This is a genomic window from Actinoplanes sp. NPDC051343 (assembly GCF_044455125.1).
In the GTDB taxonomy this organism is placed as follows: Bacteria; Actinomycetota; Actinomycetes; order Mycobacteriales; family Micromonosporaceae; genus Actinoplanes.
Window position 1 is genome coordinate 1 of the sequence record NZ_JBITEL010000001.1, and the last position, 23,021, is coordinate 23,021.

Annotated in this window: 5 protein-coding genes; all 5 read right to left on the bottom strand. The window is 69.3% G+C overall.

Features of this window, described 5'->3' with window-relative positions; translation table 11 throughout:
* A partial coding sequence (locus ACIA5C_RS00005) for a condensation domain-containing protein (RefSeq protein WP_396049590.1) occupies window positions 1–192 on the bottom strand: 192 nt, incomplete at its 3' end.
* Between the two features lie 11 nt (window positions 193–203).
* Window positions 204–18,554 (bottom strand): non-ribosomal peptide synthase/polyketide synthase, encoded by an 18,351-nt coding sequence (locus tag ACIA5C_RS00010; protein ID WP_396049592.1) that lies wholly within the window; start codon window positions 18,552–18,554, stop codon window positions 204–206.
* A 66-nt stretch (window positions 18,555–18,620) separates the two neighbouring features.
* On the bottom strand, window positions 18,621–21,845 hold the full coding sequence (locus tag ACIA5C_RS00015; protein ID WP_396049593.1) for an amino acid adenylation domain-containing protein: 3,225 nt from the start codon (window positions 21,843–21,845) through the stop codon (window positions 18,621–18,623).
* On the bottom strand, window positions 21,842–22,657 hold the full coding sequence (locus ACIA5C_RS00020) for a hypothetical protein (protein ID WP_396049595.1): 816 nt from the start codon (window positions 22,655–22,657) through the stop codon (window positions 21,842–21,844). Before ACIA5C_RS00020 ends, ACIA5C_RS00015 begins: the two co-directional genes overlap by 4 nt.
* Before the next feature lie 45 nt (window positions 22,658–22,702).
* Window positions 22,703–22,960, bottom strand: coding sequence for an MbtH family protein (locus ACIA5C_RS00025; protein ID WP_396049596.1), 258 nt, complete (start codon window positions 22,958–22,960; stop codon window positions 22,703–22,705).
* Window positions 22,961–23,021 lie beyond the last annotated feature (61 nt).

The following is a 23,021-nucleotide window of genomic DNA, read 5'->3' on the forward strand; positions in this document are numbered from 1 at the left end:
GAAACCCGCACGCAGGTTCGCGTGCCGGGCCAGCAGAGTCCGGACCGCAGCCTGCAACGCGGAGGTGTCCAACGCACCCCGCAGCGTGAACGCCACCTGCGCGTTGTACACGTCCACCGCCTGCGCATCGAACAGGGCATGGAACAACAGCCCTTCCTGCAACGGCGACAACGCCAACACGTCTTCGATCATTGAAGCCGTCATCAATGCCTCCCGCTGTCAGGATTGAGCATGCGTTCGAGTTCGTCGATGTCGTCCTGTGTCAAGGTCACCGACGAGAAGTCCGAGGAGGTGTGGCCGCCAGCACCGTCGCGGTCGGCGTGTTCGACGATCCCTTGCAACGCCTGCACCCAGTACCCGGCGAGTTCCTCGACCTCGCCGCGGGTGAGCACGTTCCGCCCCCACGACCACGACGCGACCAGCTGCGGCCCGTCCGCCGCGTCGACGGTGACCGCGTTCACCGCAACCACATGCCCCAGGGGCACCTCCGCGTCCAGAGCGCCACCCAGCGGCCCCCCGCCACCATCGGCCAGCACACCCCAGCCTTCGCCCTCCTCCGGGGCGTCGTGGTCGCCGACGCTGATCCGGCCCAGGTAGTTGAACCCGATCTGCGGTGCCGGTCCGGCCAGCCGCGCACCGATGTCGGGGTTCAGATACCGCAGCAACCCGAACCCGATCCCGTTGTCCGGGATCGCCCGTAGCTGCTCCTTGACCCGCTTGACCGCCCGGCTCAACCCCGCACCGGCCGCACACACCTCAGTCCACGGCACCGGACCGGGATCCAGCCGGACCGGGAACACGCTGGTGAACCAACCCACCGTCTCCGACACGTCAGCACCAGCCACGATCGATTCCCTGCCGTGGCCTTCCAACTCCACCAGCACCGGCACATCCCCGCCCCCACGACGGGCCCGCCACCGGCCGACCGCCAACCCCAACGCGGTTAGCAGAACGTCGTTGACCTGACCGTGGAAGACCGCCGGGACCCTCGTCAACAACGGACCCGTCCACGACGGCGGCACCGTCACCCGCAACGACTCACCGGTGGCCACCGTGTCCACCCGCGGATCCAGTCCTCGCCCACCCAGCAATGGGTCAGCAGTCCGCAGGATCTCCCGCCAAAACGGCACTTCCCCGACCCGTACCGGATCGACAGCCGCCTCGGCCAACCGCTGCGACCACCACCGAAACGACGTCGCGACCGGCGCCAGGACCGGATCCCGACCCGCCACCACATCCCGCCACGCCGCGGCGATGTCGGCGACCAGGATCCGCCAGGACACTCCGTCAACCACGAGATGATGCACCACCAGCAACACCCGGCCCGGCCGATCAGGACCGGCGTCGAGCCACACGACCTGCACCATCACCCCGGCCTCGGGCGCCAACCGGGCCCGCGCCAACCGGGCCTGTTCGACCAGCACCGCCTCGGTCCCGGCCTCGTCCAACCCCCGCACATCGACCCAGGCCACACAGTCCTCGGCCCGACCCCCACCGACGGGCGCCACCACGAGCTCCCACCCGCCGTCCGTGACCACCAACCGGGCCCGCACCATGTCATGCCGATCCACCAACGCCTGCACCACCCGGCACAGCCCATCGCGCCCCAAACCCGCCGGCGTGGCCAGCACCATCGACTGACAGAACCCGTCGACCGGCCCGCCCCGCTCCCGCAACCAGCTCATCACCGGCGTCTCCGGGACCACCCCGACCCCGGCGCCAGCCCCCGGCACCACCGGCCCGGCCTCCGCCACCGACGCCACCGCAGCCAGCCCCGCCACCGTCTGATGCAGGAACACGTCCCGCGGGGAGATCACCAACCCCGCCGCCCGAGCCCGCGACACCAACCGGATCGCCACAATGCTGTCGCCGCCCAACGCGAAGAACCCGTCATCGATGCCAACCCGCGGCAGCCCCAAGACCCCCGCGAACAGACCACACAACAGCTCCTCGACCGGAGTCCGCGGCCCCCGCGACGACACCAACGCCGACAGATCGGGCGCCGGCAACGCGGCCCGATCCACCTTTCCGCTGGTGGTCACCGGTAGCCGGTTCAGGACCACCACCGCGGCCGGGACCATGTGCTCGGGCAGGGTGTCGCCGACGTAGCGGCGCAACTCGGCCGGGTCCGGCGTGTCGGTGCCGGCCGCGGCCACGACGTAACCGATCAGCCGAGGCTCGCCGTGCCCGTCGTGCCGGGCCACGACGACCGCCTGGGCGACCCCGGCATGCCCGGCCAGGACTGTCTCGACCTCCCCGGGTTCGACCCGGAACCCGCGGATCTTGACCTGGTCGTCCGCCCGGCCCGCGAACATCAGTTCGCCGGCGGCGGTCCACCGCACCAGATCCCCGGTCCGGTACATCCGCTCACCCGGCTCGCCGTAGGGGCAGGCCACGAACCGCTGCCCGGTCAGCCCCGGCCGCCCGAGATAGCCACGCGCCAGCCCCGCACCCGCGACGTACAACTCGCCGGGGACCCCGGCCGGGACGGGCCGCAACCGGTCATCGAGCACGAATACCCGGGTGTTCCACACCGGCCGGCCGATCGGCGGCGGCACGTCGTCCGCGTCCAGGTCGGCGCTCAACGACACCGCGACCGTCGACTCGGTCGGCCCGTACGCGTTGATGAACCGGCGGCCTCGCGACCACTGGGCGACAATCTGCTCGCTGGGCACCACCCCACCGGTGACCAGCGTGACGCCCTCGTCAAGGCCGCCGGCCTCGGCCAGTACCGACAACAACGGCGGCAACAGGAACGCGTGCGTGACCGCCTGGCGCCTGCACAACAGCGACAGCTGCTCGGCGTCTTGCAGCTGGTCCGTCGGGGCCATCACCAACGCCGCCCCACTGCCCAACGCCAACGCGAACTCCCACAACGCCACATCGAAACTCGGCGACGTGAACTGCAACATTCGGCAACCGGCGCCCAGCCGCAACCGGTCGGTGTGCACCCCGACCAGCGACGCGATCCCGGTATGCGAAACCACCACACCTTTCGGACGCCCGGTCGAGCCCGACGTGTAGATCACGTACGCCGGGTGACCCAGCAACAGCGCGGACCGGCGTTCCCAGTCCGGCACATCGGAGTCCCGATAGCCGGCCACCGTCGGGTCATCGACCAGCACGACCGGCACCGATTCCGGCATCCGGTCCGATAGATCCGCGACCGTCACCACACACGCCGGCTCGGCGTCGGCCACCATGTACTCGATCCGCTGCCCCGGATAGTCGGTGTCGATCGCCAGAAACGCCCCACCGGCCTTGAGTACCGCGAGGATCGCCACCACCAGCTCCACCGACCGCAGCAACGCCACCCCCACCACGGTCTCCGGTCCCACCCCGCGGGCGATCAACAGCCGGGCCAGCCGGTTCGCTCGGGCGTTCAGCTCGCGATAGGTGACCTCGGTGTCCTCGAACACCACGGCGACCGCGTCCGGAGCGGCGGCGGCCTGGGTCTGCACCAGCTCCGGCAGCGTCGCCCGCGGCACCTCGCGGGCGGTGTCGTTCCAGTCCAGCAGGATCGTCTGCCGTTCGGCCGGCTCCAGCACCTCGATACCGGAGACCGGCCGATCCGGATCCGCGATGACCGCCGCCAGCACCCGTACCAACCGGGCGGCCAGGGATTCGGCGGCGTCGCGGTCGAACAGGTCCAGGCTGTACTCCAGCACACCGTGCATACCCGACGGGCTTCCGTCGTCGGCCCGATGCTCCCCCAGGCTCCACGTCAGGTCGAACTTGGCGACATCGAACTCGAGCGGCTCCGGCCGCACCGTCAGACCGGTCAGCTCCACCCCCGCCGAATCGATGTTCTGCAGTGCCAGCACGACCTGGAACAGCGGGTTACGGGCCAGGGACCGAGCCGGTTGCAGGACGTCGACCAGCTGCTCGAACGGCACATCCTGATTCATGTACGCGGCCAGGTCGGTCTCCCGGACCCGGTCCAGCAACTCCCGGAACGACGGATCGCCGGACACATCGGTACGCAGGACCAGGGTGTTGACGAACATCCCGACCAGATCATTCGCGGCGTCGTCAGTGCGCCCCGCGATAGGCGACCCGATCGGAATGTCGGTGCCGGCACCGAGCCGCGACAGCAACACCGCCAACGCCGCCTGCAACACCATGAACACCGTCGCCCGACCCTGCCGAGCCACCTCCAGCAGCCCCTGGTGCAGATCCGCGTCGATCGACACACCGACCCGGCCACCACGATAGGAAGCCACCGCCGGACGGGTACGTACCGTCGGCAAGCTCAACTCCTGCGGCACACCATCGAGCGCCCGCTTCCAAAACCCGATCTGCCGACCCGCCACACTGCCCGGATCCTCGACCGACCCCAGCAACTCCCGCTGCCACAACGCGTAATCGGCATACTGCACCGACAACCCCGCCCACGACGGCGCCCGACCCTCACAACGAGCCTCATACGCCGATGACAGATCCCGCAGCAACGTGCCCATCGAGCCACCGTCCGCGGCCACGTGATGCACCACCAACAGCACCACATGCTCAACCTCGGACAACCGGAAGCAGAAACCGCGAATCGGCAGATCGACCGCCAGATCGAACCCCTGAACGGCGGCCATAGCCAACAGCCCCGGCAGGTCTTGTGCCGAGCAGTCGCGCACTACCAGTTCCAGGCCGGCTTCCCAAGGCGGGCGGATCCGCTGGAACACCTCGGTCTCGGTCTCGGTGAAGCTCGTGCGCAGGCTCTCGTGCCGGCCCACCACGTCGGTCAGGGCCTGCCCGAACGCGACCACGTCCAGCCCGCCGTCTACCCGCATGGTGACCGGGATGTTGTACGCCCCGGACTGTTCCTCGAGGCGGTTGAGGAACCACAGTCGTTGCTGCGCGAACGACAACGGCACCTGCTGCGGACGAGGCACCGCCACCAACGCGGGCCGGGCTCGGTCACTGCTCTGGTCAACCAGCCGGGCCAACCCGGCCACGGTCGGCGCCTCGAACACCGCCCGGATCGGAACCTCAACTCCCACCACCGACCGGATCCGCGACACCAGTCGGGTCACCAGCAGCGAGTCCCCGCCCAACGCGAAGAACCCGTCATCGATCCCGACCCGCGGCAACCCCAGAACCTCGGCGAACAAACCACACAACAACTCCTCGACCGGAGTCCGCGGCCCCCGCCACGACACCAACGCCGAGACATCCGGCACCGGCAGCGCGGCCCGATCGACCTTCCCGTTCGCGGTCAGCGGGAAGGCGTCCACCACCACGACCAGTGCCGGGACCATGTACTCGGGCAAGACCTCACCCGCGAACTCCCGCAACACCGCACCATCGACACCCACCTCGGCGTCGGCGGCAACCACATACCCGACCAGGCGTGGCTGCCCGGGCTGATCCTCCCGGACCGTGGCCACCGCCTGGCCGACCGCCTCGTGCCGGGCCAGGGCTGTCTCGACCTCACCGAGCTCGATGCGGAACCCGCGCACCTTGACCTGGTCATCCGAGCGGCCCAGGAACTCCAGATATCCGTCGGCCCGCCACCGCACCACATCCCCGGTGCGGTACATCCGCTCCCCGGGCCTGCCGAACGGGCACGCCACGAACCGGTCCGCGGTCAACCCGGCCCGGCCCAGATAGCCTCGCGCCAGCTGTGTGCCGGACACATACAACTCCCCGGCCACCCCGGGCGGGACCGGTTGCAGGAACCCGTCCAGCACGTACGCACGGGTGTTCCACAGCGGCCGACCGATCGACACACCCATCGCCGGATCGCTGCGGGCGGAATCCCAGTGGGTTACGTCGATCGCTGCCTCGGTCGGCCCGTACAGGTTGTACAGGGGTACGCCCAGACGGGCCGCGCACAGCTCCCGCATGGACTCCGGGAGCGCCTCCCCGCCACAGAACACGCGCCGCAGTCCGCCACGGTCGCGTTCTCTCATTTCGGTCAGGAAGATGTTCAACAGGGAAGGCACGAAGTGCACCGTCGTCACACGGCTGGCCCGGATCGTTTCGATCAGATAGGCCGGATCACGGTGGCCATCTGGCCGGGCCACAACCACCGTGGCCCCGACAACGAGTGGCCACCACAGCTCCCACACCGAAACGTCGAAGCTGACTGGCGTCTTGTGTAAAATCCGGTCTTCAGCGGTGAGGACATACTCGTCCTGCCTCCAGGACAAGTGGCTGACGATGGCCTCGTGCGAGGTCACTACGCCCTTGGGTTGCCCGGTGGACCCCGACGTGTAGATCACGTACGCCGGATGCGCCGGCAACAACACACGCAGCCGGTCGGCGCCGCTCACTTCGGTGGCCGGCTGAGCGGTGATCCATCCGGCGGTCACTGGGTCGTCCAGGGCCACCGCACCGGCTCGGTCGGGCAGACTGCGGGCCAAGTCCGTCGTGGTCAGCACGCACACGGGGGCGGCATCGCGGAGCATGAACGCGATCCGCTCGGCCGGATAGGTCACGTCGATCGGCAGATAGGCGCCGCCGGCCTTGACCACACCCAACACCGCGACGACCAACTCGACCGATCGAGGCAGCATCAACCCGACCAGACTCTCCGGACCGATTCCCAACCCGACCAGATACCGGGCGAGTTGATTGGCCCGCTCATCCAGCTCCCGATACGTCACCTCAACGTCCTCGAACACCACCGCCACCGCATCCGGGCTCGCCGCCACCTGCGCCGCGAACAGGTCCGGCAACGTCGCAGCAGGTACCGGGCGGGACGTGTCGTTGAACTCCTCCAGGATCATGTGACGTTCGGCGGGTTCGAGGACATCCACCTGCGAGATCGGCCGTTCGGGATCCTCGGCCACGGCTTGCAGCAACCGGACCACCCGCGCGGCAATCGCCATCGCGGCGGGCTCGTCGAACAGGTCCAGGCTGTACTCCAACACCCCACTGATCCCCGCGGGCTGCCCGTCCGGACCACGGTGCTCCGCCAGACCGAGGGTCAGGTCGAACTTCGCCGAGCCGCCCGCGACCGGTTCCGGTGTCACGGCCAGGCCCGCGAGCTCCAGCGCGACGTCGATGGGGGTCTGCAGCGACAGCATTACTTGGAAGAGCGGATGCCGACCTAGCGAGCGGGTCGGGTTCAGCAGTTCCACGAGCCGCTCGAACGGCACATCCTGATGCTGATAAGCGGCCAGGTCGGTTTCGCGGACCCGGTCCAGCAGCTCACGGAAACTCGGGTCGCCGGACACATCGGTGCGCAGCACCAGGGTGTTGACGAACATCCCCACCAGATCATCAGCCGCGTCGTCAGTACGACCCGCAACCGGCGCACCGATCGGGATATCCGTACCCGCGCCCAACCGGGACAACAACGCGGCGAACCCGGCCTGCAGGAGCATGAACATGCTCACCCGGCAATCACGCGCCAGGTCGCTCAACGCCCGATGCAACCCGGCGTCGAGGTTCAGCTCGGTCATCGCCCCGCGATGCGAGGCCACCGGCGGACGCACCCGAGCACCCGGCAACTCCAGCTGATCAGGCAACCCGGCCAACGCCCGAGCCCAATACCCCACCTGAACACTGGCCACACTGCCCGGATCGGACTCTTCACCCAGCAGCTCCCGCTGCCACAACCCGTAATCGGCATACTGCACCGCCAACCCCGGCCACAACGGCGCCCGACCCTGACAACGGTCTTGATACGCCGATGACAGGTCGCGCAGCAACGGGCCCATCGACCAACCGTCCGCGGCCACGTGATGAACCACCAGCAACACCACATGTTCAACCTCGGACAACCGGAAGCAATAGCCGCGGATCGGCAGGGTTGCGGCCAGGTCAAACCCCTCACCGGCAGCCCCAGTGAGCAGCGCCGGCAGGTCCTGCTCCGAGCAGTCGCGCACCAACAGCTCCGGGAAGGCTTCCCGGGGGGACAGGATCTGCTGGAACACCTCGGTCTCGGTCTCGATGAAGACCGTACGCAGGCTCTCGTGCCGGCCCACCACGTCGGTCAGCGCCTGCTCGAACGCGGGTACGTCCAACCCGCCATGCACCCGCGCCGCGACCCGAATGTTGTACACGCCCGAGCGTTCTTCCAGCCGGTTGAGGAACCACAGTCGTTGCTGCGCGAACGACAACGGCACCCGCTGCGGACGAGGCATCGTCACCAGCGCGGGCCGGGCTCGGTCACTGCTCTGAGCCACCCACCGGGCCAACCCCGCCACCGTCGGCGCCTCGAACACCGCCCGGATCGAAACCTCAACCCCCATCACCGACCGGATCCGGCTGACCAGCCGGGTCACCAACAGCGAGTCACCGCCCAACGCGAAGAATCCGTCATCGATCCCGACCCGCGGCAACCCGAGAACTTCCGCGAACAGACCACACAGCAACTCCTCGACCGGGGTCCGCGGCCCCCGCCACGACACCAACGCCGACAGGTCGGGTGCCGGCAACGCGACCCGATCCACTTTCCCGTTAGCCGTCAACGCGAAAGCGTCCAACACCACGACCACGGCGGGGACCATGTAATCGGGCAACGCCCAGCTCACGAACTCCCGCAACACCCCGCCGTCCACCTCGGCGCCGGAGGGCACCACATATGCGACCAGCCGTCGCTGCCCGGGCTGGTCCTCTCGGACCATCGCCACCGCCTGAGCCACCGCCTCATGGCGGGTCAGGGCGGCCTCGACCTCACCCAGCTCGATCCGGAAGCCGCGCACCTTCACCTGATCATCGGAGCGGCCCAGGAACTCCAGCACCCCGCCCGCGGTCCAGCGCACCACATCGCCGGTGCGGTACATCCGCTCACCCGGCTCACCCAACGGGCACGCCACGAACCGCTCGGCGGTCAATTCCGCCCGGCCCAGATACCCTCGGGCCAAGCCCGCCCCAGCGATGTACAGCTCACCCGCCATGCCAACGGGCACCGGCTGCAACCCGGCGTCGAGCACGAATACCCGCTCGTTCGGCAACGGCTGACCGATCGGCGGCGTGCCCTCGCCGGACAGGGCCGTGGTCATCGTCGAGATGACCGTCGACTCGGTCGGCCCGTACCCGTTGATCATCAAGCGACCTTGCGACCAGTGCTGGACCAGCTGTCCGGAGAGTGCTTCGCCACCGGTGGCCACGGTCATCCCCGCCGGGAGATCGTCGACCTCGATCAGGGCCGACAACAACGCCGGGGGCAGCACCGCGTGTGTGACCCGCTGCTCGGCGCACAACCGGCCCAGTTCACCCGCCACCAACCGCGACGGCGCCGCCATCACCAACGCCGCCCCGCCCAGCAACGCCAACGCCAGCTCCGCGAACGCCATGTCGAAGCTGGGCGAGGTGCACTGCAGAACTCTGCTGTTACCGTCGATCTCCGACCGCTCGACGATGGCCCCGGCCAGACTCGAAATCCCCGTATGCGACACCACCACGCCCTTGGGCTGCCCGGTGGACCCCGAGGTGTAGATCACGTATGCCGGATGCGCCGGCAACAGCACACCCAGCCGGTCGGCGTCGGTCACTCCAGTCGCCGGCTGAGCGGTGATCCGTTCGGCGGTGGCCGAGTCGTCGAGGGCCACCACACCGGTTTCGTCGGACAGGGTGCCGGCCAGCGCGGTGGTGGTCAGCACGCGCACCGGAGCCGCGTCCTGCAGCATGAACGCGATCCGCTCGGCCGGATAGGTCACGTCGATCGGCAGATACGCGCCGCCGGCCTTGACCACACCCAACACCGCGACGACCAACTCGACCGACCGGGGCAGCATCAACCCGACCAGACTCTCCGGACCGATTCCCAACCCGACCAGATACCGGGCGAGTTGATTGGCCCGCTCATCCAGCTTCCGGTACGTCACCTCAACGTCCTCGAACACCACCGCCACCGCATCCGGGCTCGTCGCCACCTGCGCCGCGAACAGGTCCGGCAACGTCACGGCCGGTACCGGGCGGGCGGTGTCGTTGAACTTGTCAAGGATCATGTGACGTTCGGCCGGGTCCAGCACCTCGACCCGCGACACCGGCCGATCGGGATCCTCGGCCACGGCTTGCAGCAACCGGACCACCCGCGCGGCAATCGCCATCGCGGCGGGCTCGTCGAACAGGTCCAGGCTGTACTCCAACACCCCACTGATCCCCGCGGGCTGCCCGTCCCGGCCACGGTGCTCCACCAGACCGAGGATGAGGTCGAATTTCGCCGAGCCGCCCGCGACCGGTGCGGCGGTGACCGTCAAACCGGGCAGGTCCATGGTCGCGTCGGCGCCGGTCTGCAGCGCCAGCATCACTTGGAACAGCGGGTGACGACCTAGCGAGCGGGTCGGGTTCAACAGCTCCACCAACCGCTCGAACGGCACATCCTGATGCTGATAGGCGGCCAGATCAGTGTCGCGGACCCGGTCCAGCAGCTCTCGGAACGACGGATCGCCCGACACATCCGTGCGCAGCACCAGAGTGTTGACGAACATGCCGACCAGATCGTTGACGGCCTCGTCGGTCCGACCCGCGACCGGCGCACCGATCGGGATATCCGTGCCCGCCCCCAACCGGGTCAACAACGCAGCCAACCCGGCCTGCAGCAGCATGAACATGCTCACCCGAGCACCACGGGCCAGGTCCGTCAACGCCCGATGCAACCCCGCATCAATCCGCACCTCGGCCACCGCCCCGCGATGCGAGGCCACCGGCGGCCGAACCCGAGCACCGGGCAACTCCAACTGATCAGGAAGACCGGCCAACGCCCGAGCCCAAAACCCCACCTGAACACTGACCAGACTCTCCGGGTCCGACTCCTCCCCCAGCAACTCCCGCTGCCACAACCCGTAATCCGCGTACTGCACCGCCAACCCCGGCCACAACGGCGCCCGACCCTGACAACGGGCCTCATACGCCGACGACAGATCCCGCAGCAACGGACCCATCGACCAACCATCCGCAGCCACGTGATGCACCACCAACAACACCACATGCTCCGACTCGGACAGCTCGAAGCAGTAGCCACGGATCGGCAGATCCACCGCCAGGTCAAATCCCTGGCCCGCAGCCGACTCCAACAGCCCCGGCAACTCTTGCGCCGTGCAGCCGCGTACCACCAGTTCCGGACGAGCCTCCCGAGGTGAGCGGATCTGCTGGAACACTCCGGTATCGGTATCGGTATCGGTATCGGTCTCGACGAAGACCGTACGCAGGCTCTCGTGCCGGCCCACCACGTCGGTCAACGCCTGCTCGAACGCGGGTACGTCCAAGCCGCCGTGGACCCGCAGGGCGACGGGCATGTTGTACACGCCCGAGCGTTCTTCCAGCCGGTTGAGGAACCAGAGCCGTTGCTGCGCGAACGACAGCGGCAGCCGCTGCGGACGTGGCATCGTCGCCAATGCGGGCCGTACCTGGTCACTGCTCTGATCGACCAGCCGGGCCAGCCCCGCCACGGTCGGCGCCTCGAACACCGCCCGGATCGCGACCTCAACACCGACCACCGACCGGATCCGCGACACCACCCGGGTCACCAGCAGGGAGTCCCCGCCCAGGGTGAAGAACCCGTCATCGATCCCGACCCGCGGCAACCTCAGAACCTCAGCGAACAGACCGCACAGCAACTCTTCGACCGGGGTCCGCGGCCCCCGCCACGACACCAACCCCGACAGGTCGGGTGCTGGCAGCGCGGCCCGATCGACCTTCCCGTTAGCCGTCGACGGGAAGGCGTCCAGCACCACCACCACCGCGGGAACCATGTACTCCGGCAGCACCCGGCCTACGAACTCCCGCAACACCGCGCCGCTCACACCTGCGTCGGCGGTAATCACATAGGCGACCAGGCGCCGCTGCCCGGGCCGATCCTCCCGCACCATCACCACGGCCTGAGCCACCGCCTCATGCCGGGCCAACGCGGTCTCGACCTCGCCCAGCTCAATGCGGAAGCCGCGCAGCTTCACCTGATCATCGGAGCGGCCGAGGAACTCCAGCACCCCACCCTCGGCCCACCGCACCACATCGCCGGTGCGGTACATCCTTTCCCCCGGCTCACCGAACGGACACGCCACAAACCGATGCGCACTCAACCCCGCCCGACCCAGATAGCCCCGGGCCAGTTGAGTGCCGGCCAAGTACAGCTCTCCGGCTACTCCAGGTGGAACCGGCTGCAGGAACCGATCCAGCACGTAGGCTTGGGTGTTCCACAACGGCCGACCGATCGGTACTCCCGACTCATCACCTGCCGGCACCTGGTATTCGGTGGCATACACCGTGGCCTCGGTCGGGCCGTAGCAATTCCAGACCGTCACGCCCGGCACGTTGTTCATGAGCTCGCCGGGAAGACTGGCGGGTACCGCTTCACCACACAACACCACCGCACCCACCGACGCCGGCAACTGCGACTCCCGCACCGCCGTGGCAGCCACCGACGGAACCCCACTGAGCAAACCCGGGACCCAGGCATGAACACTCTGGTCGCCGGCGACCAGCAAATCTCGGACCACCAGCATCCGGCCACCACACGCCAGTGGTGAGAAGAACTCGAAAACCGACACATCGAAACTCAACGACGTCGACCACACCACCCTGGCCAGGCCCTCAAGCCCGAACGTGTCGACCGCCCAGGACACCAGATTCACCACATTCGCGTGGGAGACCACCACACCCTTCGGCTTCCCGGTCGACCCCGACGTGTAAGTCACATACGCCGGATGCGCCGGCAACAACACACTCACCCGGTCAGCGTCGGTCAGCGCGGTAACCGGCTGCGCGGCGATCTCCCCAACCGTCGTCGGGTCATCCAGAACCACCACACCACTTCGGTCGGGCAAACCGCCGACCAAATCCCTGGTGGTCAGCACACATACAGGCGCGGCATCGTCGAGCATGAACGCGATCCGCTCGGCCGGATATGTCGCGTCGATCGGCAGGTACGCACCGCCGGCCTTGAGCACACCAAGCACCGCCACGACCAACTCCGCCGAGCGGGGTAGCATCAACCCGACCTGACTCTCCGGGCCGACCCCCAGCCCGATGAGATGCCGGGCGAGTTGGTTGGCCCGCTCGTCGAGGTCCCGATAGGTCACCTCAACGCCCTCGAACACCACTGCGACCGCGTCCGGGCTCACCGCCGCCTGCGCCCCCAGCAACTCCGGCAACGTCGTCACCGGCACCGGACGGGCGGTGTCGTTGAACTCATCCAGGATCGTGTGCCGCTCAGCCGGGGCGAGCACGTCGATCTGCGAGACCGGCCGGTCCGGGTCGTCGGCCACCGCCTCCAGCAGCCGGACCACCCGGGCCGCGATGCTCTCAGCGGTCGGCTCCTCAAACAGATCCAGGCTGTACTCCAACACACCACTGATCCCCGCAGGCTGCCCATCGGGGCCACGGCGCTCGGCCAGATCGAGGGACAGGTCGAACTTCGCCGACCCGCTGGTTACCGGCTCCTGCGTCACCGCAAGATCGGCGAGTTCCAGCGCCGCGTCGACGGCGTTCTGCAAGACCAGCATCACCTGGAACAGCGGGTGCCGACCCAACGAACGGGTCGGGTTCAACAGCTCCACCAGCCGCTCGAACGGCACATCCTGATGCTGATAAGCAGCCAGATCAGTGTCACGGACCCGGTCCAACAACTCCCGGAACGACGGATCCCCGGACATGTCCGTGCGCAACACCAGGGTGTTGACGAACATCCCGACGAGGGTGTCCAGCGCCTCGTCGGTGCGTCCCGCGATCGGCGCGCCGATCGGGATGTCCGTGCCGGCACCGAGCCGCGACAACAGCGCGGCGAACCCGGCCTGCAACACCATGAACATGCTCACCCGGGAACCACGCGCCAGATCCGTCAACGCCCGATGCAACCGAGCATCGAGGTTCACCCCGGTCATCGCCCCACGGTGCGAAGACACCGGTGGCCGAATCCGAGCACCCGGCAACTCCAACTGATCAGGCAGCCCGGCCAACGCCCGAGCCCAATACGCCACCTGAACACTGGCCACACTGCCCGGGTCGGACTCCTCACCCAGCAACTCCCGCTGCCACAACGCGTAATCGGCGTACTGCACCGCCAACGCCGGCCACGACGGCTGCTGACCCTGACACCGGGCGTGATACGCCGACGACAGATCCCGCAGCAACAGACCCATCGACCAGCCGTCCGCAGCCACGTGATGCACCACCAACAGCACCACATGCTCAACATCGGACAACCGGAAGCAATATCCCCGGATCGGCAAATCGACCGCCAGATCAAACCCCTCACCAGCAGCTCCGGCCAGCAACTCGGGCAACTGTTCCGCCGAGCAGTCGCGCACTATCAGCTGTGGGCAGGCTTCCTGGAGCGGGCGGACCTGCTGGAACGCGACCGCGTCGACCTCACCGAGAACCGTGCGCAAGCTCTCGTGCCGACCCACCACATCAGTCAGAGCCTGCTCGAACGCGGCCACATCCAGGCCGCCGTGTACCCGCAACGCGACCGGAAAGTTGTAGGCCCCGGACTGTTCCTCCAACCGGTTGAGGAACCACAACCGCTGCTGCGCAAACGACAACGGCACCCGCTCCGGACGAGGCACCGCCACCAACGCGGGCCTCGCCTGGTCACTGCTCTGGTCCACCAACCGGGCCAACCCGGCCACCGTCGGAGCCTCGAACACCGCCCGAATGGCGACCTCAACACCAACCACCGACCGGATCCGCGACACCAACCGGGTCACCAACAACGAGTCCCCACCCAAAGCGAAGAACCCGTCATCAATACCGACCCGCGGCAACCCCAGAACCTCGGCGAACAAACCACACAACAACTCCTCAACCGGAGTCCGCGGCTCCCGCGACGACACCGACCCCGACAGATCCGGCGCCGGCAGCGCGGCCCGATCAACCTTCCCGTTAGCCGTCGACGGGAAAGCGTCCACCACCACGACCGCCGCCGGGACCATGTACTCGGGCAGCACCCGGGCCACGAACTCCCGCAACACCGCGCCACTGACACCGGCACCGGTGGTGACCACATAGGCGACCAAGCGCCGCTGCCCGGGCTGATCCTCGCGCACAATCACCACGGCCTGGGCCACGGCCTCGTGCCTGGCGAGGGCCGCCTCGACCTCGCCCAGCTCGATGCGGAAGCCGCGCACCTTCACCTGATCGTCGGAGCGGCCCAGGAACTCCAGCACCCCGCCCTCGGCCCACCGCACCACGTCCCCGGTGCGATACATCCGCTCACCCGGCCCGCCGAACGGGCACGCCACGAACCGCTGCGCGCTCAACCCGGCCCGACCCAGATACCCACGGGCCAGCTGTGTGCCGGCCAGATACAACTCGCCGGTCACCCCGGGCGGGACCGGCTGCAGGAAACCGTCCAACACGTAGGCGCGGGTGTTCCACAACGGGCGACCGATCGGCACCCCCGACCCGCCTGGTGGGACCAGATACTCCGTGGCATAGACCGTGGCCTCAGTCGGACCGTAACAATTCCACACCGCCACACCCGGAACGCTGGCCATCAGCTCATCGGGAAGACCCGCCGGGACCGCTTCACCACACAACACCACGGCACCGACCGACACCGGCAGCTGCGACTCCCGCACCGCCGTGGCAGCCACCGACGGCACACCACTGAGCAAACCCGGATTCCAGGCATGAACACTCTGATCACCGGCGGCCAGCAAATCCCGGACCACCAGCATCCGACCACCACACGCCAACGGTGAGAAGAACTCGAAGACCGACACGTCGAAGCTCAGCGAGGTTGACCACACCACCTTGGCCAGGCCCTCGGTCCCGAACGTCTCGACCGCCCACGACACCACGTTGACGACGTTCGCGTGAGAGACCACCACACCCTTAGGCCGGCCCGTCGACCCCGACGTGTAGATCACATAGGCCGGATGCGCCGGCAACAACACACCCAACCGGTCGGCGTCGGTCAGCGCAGTGGCCGGCTGAACGTGGATTCGCTCGGCGGTCGTCGGATCGTCCAGGACCACCACACCGGTTCGGTCGGGCAAGTTGCCGGCCAAATCCGTCGTGGTCAGCACGCACACAGGCGCAGCGTCGTCGAGCATGAACGAGATCCGCTCGGCCGGATATGTCGCGTCAATGGGCAAATACGCCCCCCCGGCGTTGAGCACACCCAACACCGCCACGACCAGCTCAGCCGAGCGGGGCAGCACCAAACCGACCAAGCTCTCCGGACCCACCCCCAACCCGACCAGATACCGGGCGAGTCGGTTGGCGCGCTCATCGAGGTCCCGGTAGGTCACCTCAACGTCCTCGAACACCACCGCGACCGCGTCCGCGCTCGCCGCCGCCTGCGCCCCCAGCAGCTCCGGCAACGTCGTCACCGGCACCGGACGGGCGGTGTCGTTGAACTCGTCGAGGATCCGGTGACGTTCGGCGGGGTCGAGGACCTCGATCTGCGAGACCGGCACCCCGGCATCGGCCACCACCCCGGCCAACAACCGCAGGTACGCCTCGGCCATCGCTTCGACGGTCTCTCGTTTGAACAGGTCGGTGCTGTATTCGAAGTCGACCGCCCGCCCGTCGGCGCAGGGCGTCACGCTGACCGCCAGGTCGCACCTCGCCGGCGTGACGTCGATCGGATAGGTCTCCATCGACTGGCCGCCCAGCGACACGTCGTCGTCGCTCATCTGGCTGTTCAGCACGAACATCACGTCGAACATCGCGCTGCGGCTGAGGTCTCGCCGGGCACCCATTGCCGTCATCACTCGTTGCAGCGGAATCCCCTGGTGTGTGAACCCCTCGATCGCGGTTGTGCGGATCCGCCCGAGCAGTTCGTCGAACGTCGGGTTGCCGGACACGTCCGCCCGCAACACCAGCGTTTCCAGGAAATACCCGACCAACGCCGCCGTGTCCGCGTCCGAGTCGGAACGGCCCGCGATGGGGGCGCCGACACAGAAGTCGGTCTGGCCGCTGTAGCGGGCCAGCAACGCCACGAACCCGGCCAGCAACGTCATGAACTCCGTGGACCGGCGCCGAACACTCACCGCCCGTAGACCAGCCACCAGCTCCGCCGGCATCGACACCGACACCAATTCACCGCGGGAACTGCGCACGGCTGGGCGGACGTGATCTGTCGGCAGTTCCAGAACCGGGGCGCCGGCCAGCCTGGTTGCCCAGTACCGCGTCAACGTCTCCTCGGTGGCCGCCGCGGCGGTCCGGGTGGCCCGCGCGTGATCCGCATAGGTCGTCCGCAGCGGTCGCGGGCGCAGCGGCCGGCCGGAACGTAGGGCGTCGTACGCCTCCCCGAGCTCGCGAACGAACAGCTCGATCGACCAGCCGTCCGCGACGATGTGGTGCAGGACGACACACAGGATGTGATGATCGGCGTCGAGCCGGATCAGCGTGGTGCGCGGCAGGACGTTCGCACTGAGGTCGAAGCTGCCTCCGATACGGTCGGAGACGACCGCAGCGGCCCGCACCTCACGCTCGGCCGCCTCGACACCGGTGAGGTCCACCATTTCGACGAGAAGGTCCGCGTCCGCGGGATCCATGAAGGTCTGGAACGCCTCGCCGTCGACCGCCCCGAACCGCGCCCGCAGGACCTCGTGCCGGTCGACGATCACCTTGAGCGCCCGGCGCAAGGTACGCATGGAGACCGGGCCGCGGATCCGATGCACCGTTCTCATCGTGTATTCCGACGAACCCGGGGACAGCTGGTCGAGGAACCACAGCCGCTCCTGCCCGGGCGTGAGCGGGACGCCGCCGTGGCCGACCGGCCGCTCCGGATTTTCCATCAACTCGCGCAACACGCCGACGAAACGCCGCAGCCGACGTCTCGCCGCGGCCCGGTCGTACTCGTCCGCGTCCGCGTCGACCGCGACGAGCAACCGGCCGCCAGGTCGGTTCGACACCACCAAGGCCATGCCTTGGACCCGGCCGACGGAGAGATTGTGGACGAATCCGTCGCATGCGCCGAACGCCAGCATCCGGTCCGATGCCAACACCGTGACGGCTGCGGCGCCGGCCGGGCCGGCCGGAGGACGGGTTCCGCCACGGCGGATGGTCTCGGACACCTCTCTGGCGTTGTCCGAGAAAGACGTGCCGGGTGCGACGGACACCTCGAGCCGTCCCGACTCCGCCGTGTCGACCGACACCCGCTCGGCACGAGTCTCTCGGGCACAGTCCACTGCCGCTGCCGCGACCAGAAGGTCCTGGGACCGGACACCGGTCCGCGACGCCAGGCTGTGCAGCCCTTCCTGGTCCGCGCCGGTCAGCCACCATGACGCACGAACGGTCCGACCGGCACCCGGACCGGCTTCGACCGGCATCGGGCCCAACGGTTGCCCGTCCGGTACGGACTCCGACACCTGGGCGGTGTACAAAGCCGCCATCCGCTTCGCGATGACGACCGCGCGGTCGAAACGCAGGAACCAGAGGAAGTGTTCATCCGAAAGTTTCAGCAACGCCGATGCATGCGGGGCGTCCGGAGCGCGTCGGCCGGCCAACTCACGCCGCATCCACGCGAGCGCGGCTCGCCGAGGCCGGCGCCGACCCGACAGATCGACCTCGACCAACTCGAACGCCGCCGGCTCCGCGGCCTCGGTTCGAAGCTCTTCGGCGAGCCTGCCGTGGGCGGCCCGGAAGGCGACCGGGTCGATCCGGCCGCGGATCTCCGCATACTCGCCGACGCGGTCAGTCGTATCAGAATGCATGATCCGCTCCTTCACCGCTGCTCGCATACCGGCGCCGTGCACACCGGACACCGCGCCACGCAGCTGTCACTTGGGTCTTCCGGCGACGGTCGTTCGCTGCGCCGTGTCCGGAAGGTTCGACGAGGTCCGGGACCCGTCGGCGTCGCCGGCCCGGCCCGGGTCAGGCCCCTGTCCCACGAGGCGGGCGAGTTCGTGCGGTGTCGGTGCCGCCAGCACATCCGACAGCGACACGTCCAGGCCGGTCAGTTCGCCGACGCGGGCGGTCAGTACGGCAGCGAGCAGCGATTGCCCGCCGTTGGCGAAGAAGTTGCTGTGCTCGTCGAGGTCGGCGTGGCCCAGCAACTCGGTCCAGATCTCGATCAGCGAGCCGACCAGCGGGTCGCCGCCGGTCGCCGATGCGGGAGCCGCGACGTCGCCTGCCGGCACGTCCGGCAGGGCCCGGTGATCGACCTTCCCCGAGCTGGTACGCGGCAACACGGCAACCACCACGAGGTCGGCCGGGACGAGGTAGTGCGGCAACACGGCGCCGGCGTGGCGGGACACCTCAACGCGCAGTCGAGGCTCGTCGCTCGCCAGGCGTGGCTGCAGGTAGCCGACGAGTCGGCCGTCGGCCTGCGGATCGCCACGGACCACGACGGCCGCGGCGGCCACCCCGGGGTGCCGTTCGAGCGCGGCCTCCACCTCGCCGAGCTCGATGCGGCGGCCGCGCAGCTTCACCTGCCGGTCGGCGCGGCCGAGCAGCTCGAGGGTGCCGTCGGATCGCCAGGTAGCGAGGTCGCCGGTGCGGTAGTGCCGGCCGAGCACCGGGTCTTCGCGGAACCGCTCGGCCGTGAGGTCCGGCCGGCCCAGGTACCCGCGGGCCACCCCGGCGCCGCCGATGCGCAGCTCACCCACGAGGCCGGGGGGCAGCGGACGACCGGACGCGTCGCAGACGTCGACGACGGTGGCCGCGACCGGCGTGCCGATCCCGACCGGATCACTCTGGCCGGGGTGTATCTCGGCGACCGTGGACCAGATCGTCGTCTCGGTCGGCCCATATACGTTGTGCAGTCGGCAGCCCGACCGCAGCAGGCGAGCGGCCAGCGCCGCCGACAGCGGCTCGCCGCCGCACAGCACCTGCCGGCCGGCGAGCTCGTCGTCACGCAGCTGCCCGGCTACCAGCCGCCAGATCGTCGGCGTGGTCTGCAGGATCCGCACGTCGTGGCGCGCGACGAGATCCAGTAGCAGCCCGGGCCGTACCCGCGCCTCGGCCGGTGCCACCACCGCGCCGCCGCCGTGGCACAGCGGCAGGAACAGCTCCAACGCCGAGATGTCGAAGCCGAACGACGTCAGCCACAGCATCCGGTCGTCGTCGGTGACCGCGAGGTACAGGCCGAAGAAGTCCACGACATTCGCCAGCGCCGCGTGGGTGATCTCGACCCCTTTGGGCTCGCCCGTCGAACCCGATGTGAAGATCACGTACGCCCGGTCGTCGCCACGGACGGCCGTGAGCCCATCGGCGAGCGCATCGCCGGTGGGGCCCGGCCACGACGCGGGGAGCCGCACCACCGGTGTTCCCGCGACGGCCGGCGCGTCCGCGTCACCACCGACCACGACGGCCCGTGCTCCGGCCGTGTCCAGCCGTGCCCGCAACCGTTCCGGCGGCTCGGCCGGGTCGAGGGGCAGGTACGCGGCACCCAGCGACCAGGCCGCGAGGACCGCGGAGGCGAGGTCCGCACCGAGGGGTGCGGCCACCGCCACGATGTCGCCCGGTCCGACTCCGGTGGCCGCCAGTTCGCGGCGGACCGCGCCGGCGCGAGCGGCCAGGTCGCCGTGGTCGACCACGCGGCCGTCCTCCAGGAACGCGCACCGCCGCGGTGTCCGGCCCGCCCGGTCGGCGATGCGGTGCGGCACGAGGGGTGTGGTCGGGCCCCGCCCGGCCAGCCAGGCCAGGCCGTCCCCGTTGACCCGGGCCACCGTGGCCTGCTCGTCGGCGTGCCACAGGTCCAGCTCGCCGACCGGGCGATCGGGGTCGGCGGCGGCCGCCCGCAGCAGCAGCTCGAACCGCTCGACGAGCGCTCGCACGACCGCCTCGTCGTGGATCTCCGTGGCGTACTCGACCTGCAGCTCGAACCGGTCGGGCCAGCGCAGCACCACGAACCGTAGGTCGTAGCGGCTGGTCCCGCGATCGACGGCGACCCACTCCGCGTCCGGGAGCGGACCCGCCGGCACCACCGTGGCGGGTGGCAGGAAGCTGAACATGTGCCGGAACAGCGGCGCCCGCCACGTCCTGGCGGTGTCCAGGCCCAGCTCGCCGAGCAGGCTCTCGAACGACACGTCCGCGTGCGCGAACCCGGCGGCGAGCCGCTCGCGCACCTGCGCGGCCAGCTGCCGGAACCCGGCTCGCAGGTCGACCGCGACTCGCAACGGGATCGTGTTGACCCCGAAGCCGACGCTCGCCGCGTCGTCGCGGCCGCGGATGTCCACCGGCACGGCGACCACGAGATCCGGTCCGGCACCGTGCCGAGCCAGGAGAAGAAGGTACGTCGCCAGCAGCACCATGTTGTCGGTGACTCGCAACCGGGACCGGAGGGTGTCCAGGGCCAGCCGGGCCGCGGAGGCGAGATCACGGTCCAGCCGGCCCCCGGCGAACGTCGGCGTCGGCGGTTCCGGCCTGGCCTGTCGCAACGGCTGGGCCGCCGGGTCGACACCGGCCAGCGCGTCGACCCAGTACCGCAGGCTGTCCCGGGACGGCGTCCGGCCGATCGGCGCGGGAGTCCGGGGCGCCGTGGCGGTCGACGGGAATTTCTGCATGTAGATCGTGGCGAGCTCGGGGAGCACGATGCCGGCCGAGCGTCCGTCGAATGCGATGTGGTGCACCACCAGGCACACCACGCTGCCGCCCTCGGCGAGGGTGACGAGGCTGATCCGCAGCGGCACCTGGGTGGTGAGGTCGAACGGCGGGCCGGCCAGTGCCGTGAGCGTCGCGGCCAATCGGTCGCCCGTCGTGGCCACCGTGGACACCGGTGGCCGAACGTCGTCAGCGTCGAGTACCCGCCGTACCGGGACACCACGCGAGGCAGGAAAGGTCGTCCGCAGCGCGGGATGACGGCGGAGTAGCTCACGGACCGCGCCGGCCAGCCGGGCGAGGTCGAGCGTGACCGAGGTACGGATGGCGAACACCAGGTTGTCGACCGTCGCCTCCGGCGCGAGCCGCTGGAACAACCACAGCGCCTGCTCCTTGCGGCTGACCGGACCGCCGCCGGGCGACATCACCGCTGCCGCGCTGGTACGGTCGGCGGACCCTTTCACCAGCGGACCTCCGACGGCTCGGACCGCGGCTGCCCGACCTCCGCGTCGCCGTCCAGCGTCCGCGCGACGGCCGCGGTGGCTTCGGGCGCGGCCAGCAGTCCAGGGTGATCGACGTCGAGGTGGAGCACCCGATGCGGGCCGGACACCGGCGGCGGTTCGAACCCGGCCGCCGTGACCACGAGCGCAGGGGTCGGGCACCGCAGCGGCACCGAAGCGGAGCGTACGAGGTAGTCCAGGAAGCCCCGGGTCCGGGCACACAGCTGGTCGACGATGCGCTCGGGCACGCGCTGCGCGGCGCAGGCCGGTCGGGCGAGCGCGGCGTAGTGGTCGGCCAGTGCGTCGGCCAGCGGCGCCAGCCGGGGACCGGACCGGTCGGCATAACCCGACAGAAGCTCCCGCGCCTCAGCCTTGGCGGCGTCGAGCCGTTCGGGCGCCACACCGGCCGCGACGCCCTCGACGGCTCGACCGAACTCGTGCAGCAGCGCCGCCGCGGTCACCGCCCACGGGTCGAACAGGACCAGTGGCGGTGGCGTGCCGGTACGGCGGGCCACCCGGTCGGCGAGAGCGCACGCCAGGCTCGCGCCGGCGCAGAACCCGAGGATGGCCGCGATCTCGGCGACTGGCTCGGCCGGAAGGTCTTCGTCGCGCCAGGCGCCCTCATCGGTGCCCCAGACCGGGTACCGGGCGGGAAGCGCGGCGGCGAGATCGTGGAAGGTCGCCTCGGCACGCGCCTGGGTCTGGCTGTAGTCCACACACAGGACCGCTGGCGCGTCACCACCGGCACGCAACAGTCGCCATGCCCGCGTCGACATCCGGCCTCCTCCCAGGTATGCGACACCGGCGCGGCGTCCGTCCGTTCATTCCGAGGTGGACGCCGCGCCCAGCTCGGCCCGGCCCGCCACTTGTGCCTGCTCCACGGCGCGGACCAGGCTCAGTGGCCTCATGTCGGTCCAGTTCGCCTCGACATGGGCCAGGCACGACTCGCGGTCAGTAGGCTCGACCTCGATCCGCCATCCCGCCGGGGCATCCGCCCACGCGGGCCATAGCGAACGCTGACCCTCGTCGTTGATGAGCACCATGTAGTCGATCTCCGGATCCTCGAATGGGTTCGTCACACCCGCTCCTCGCGCTGGCCGATGGTGTCGTCGCACATTCCGGAGCTGGTTCTAGGCGCAA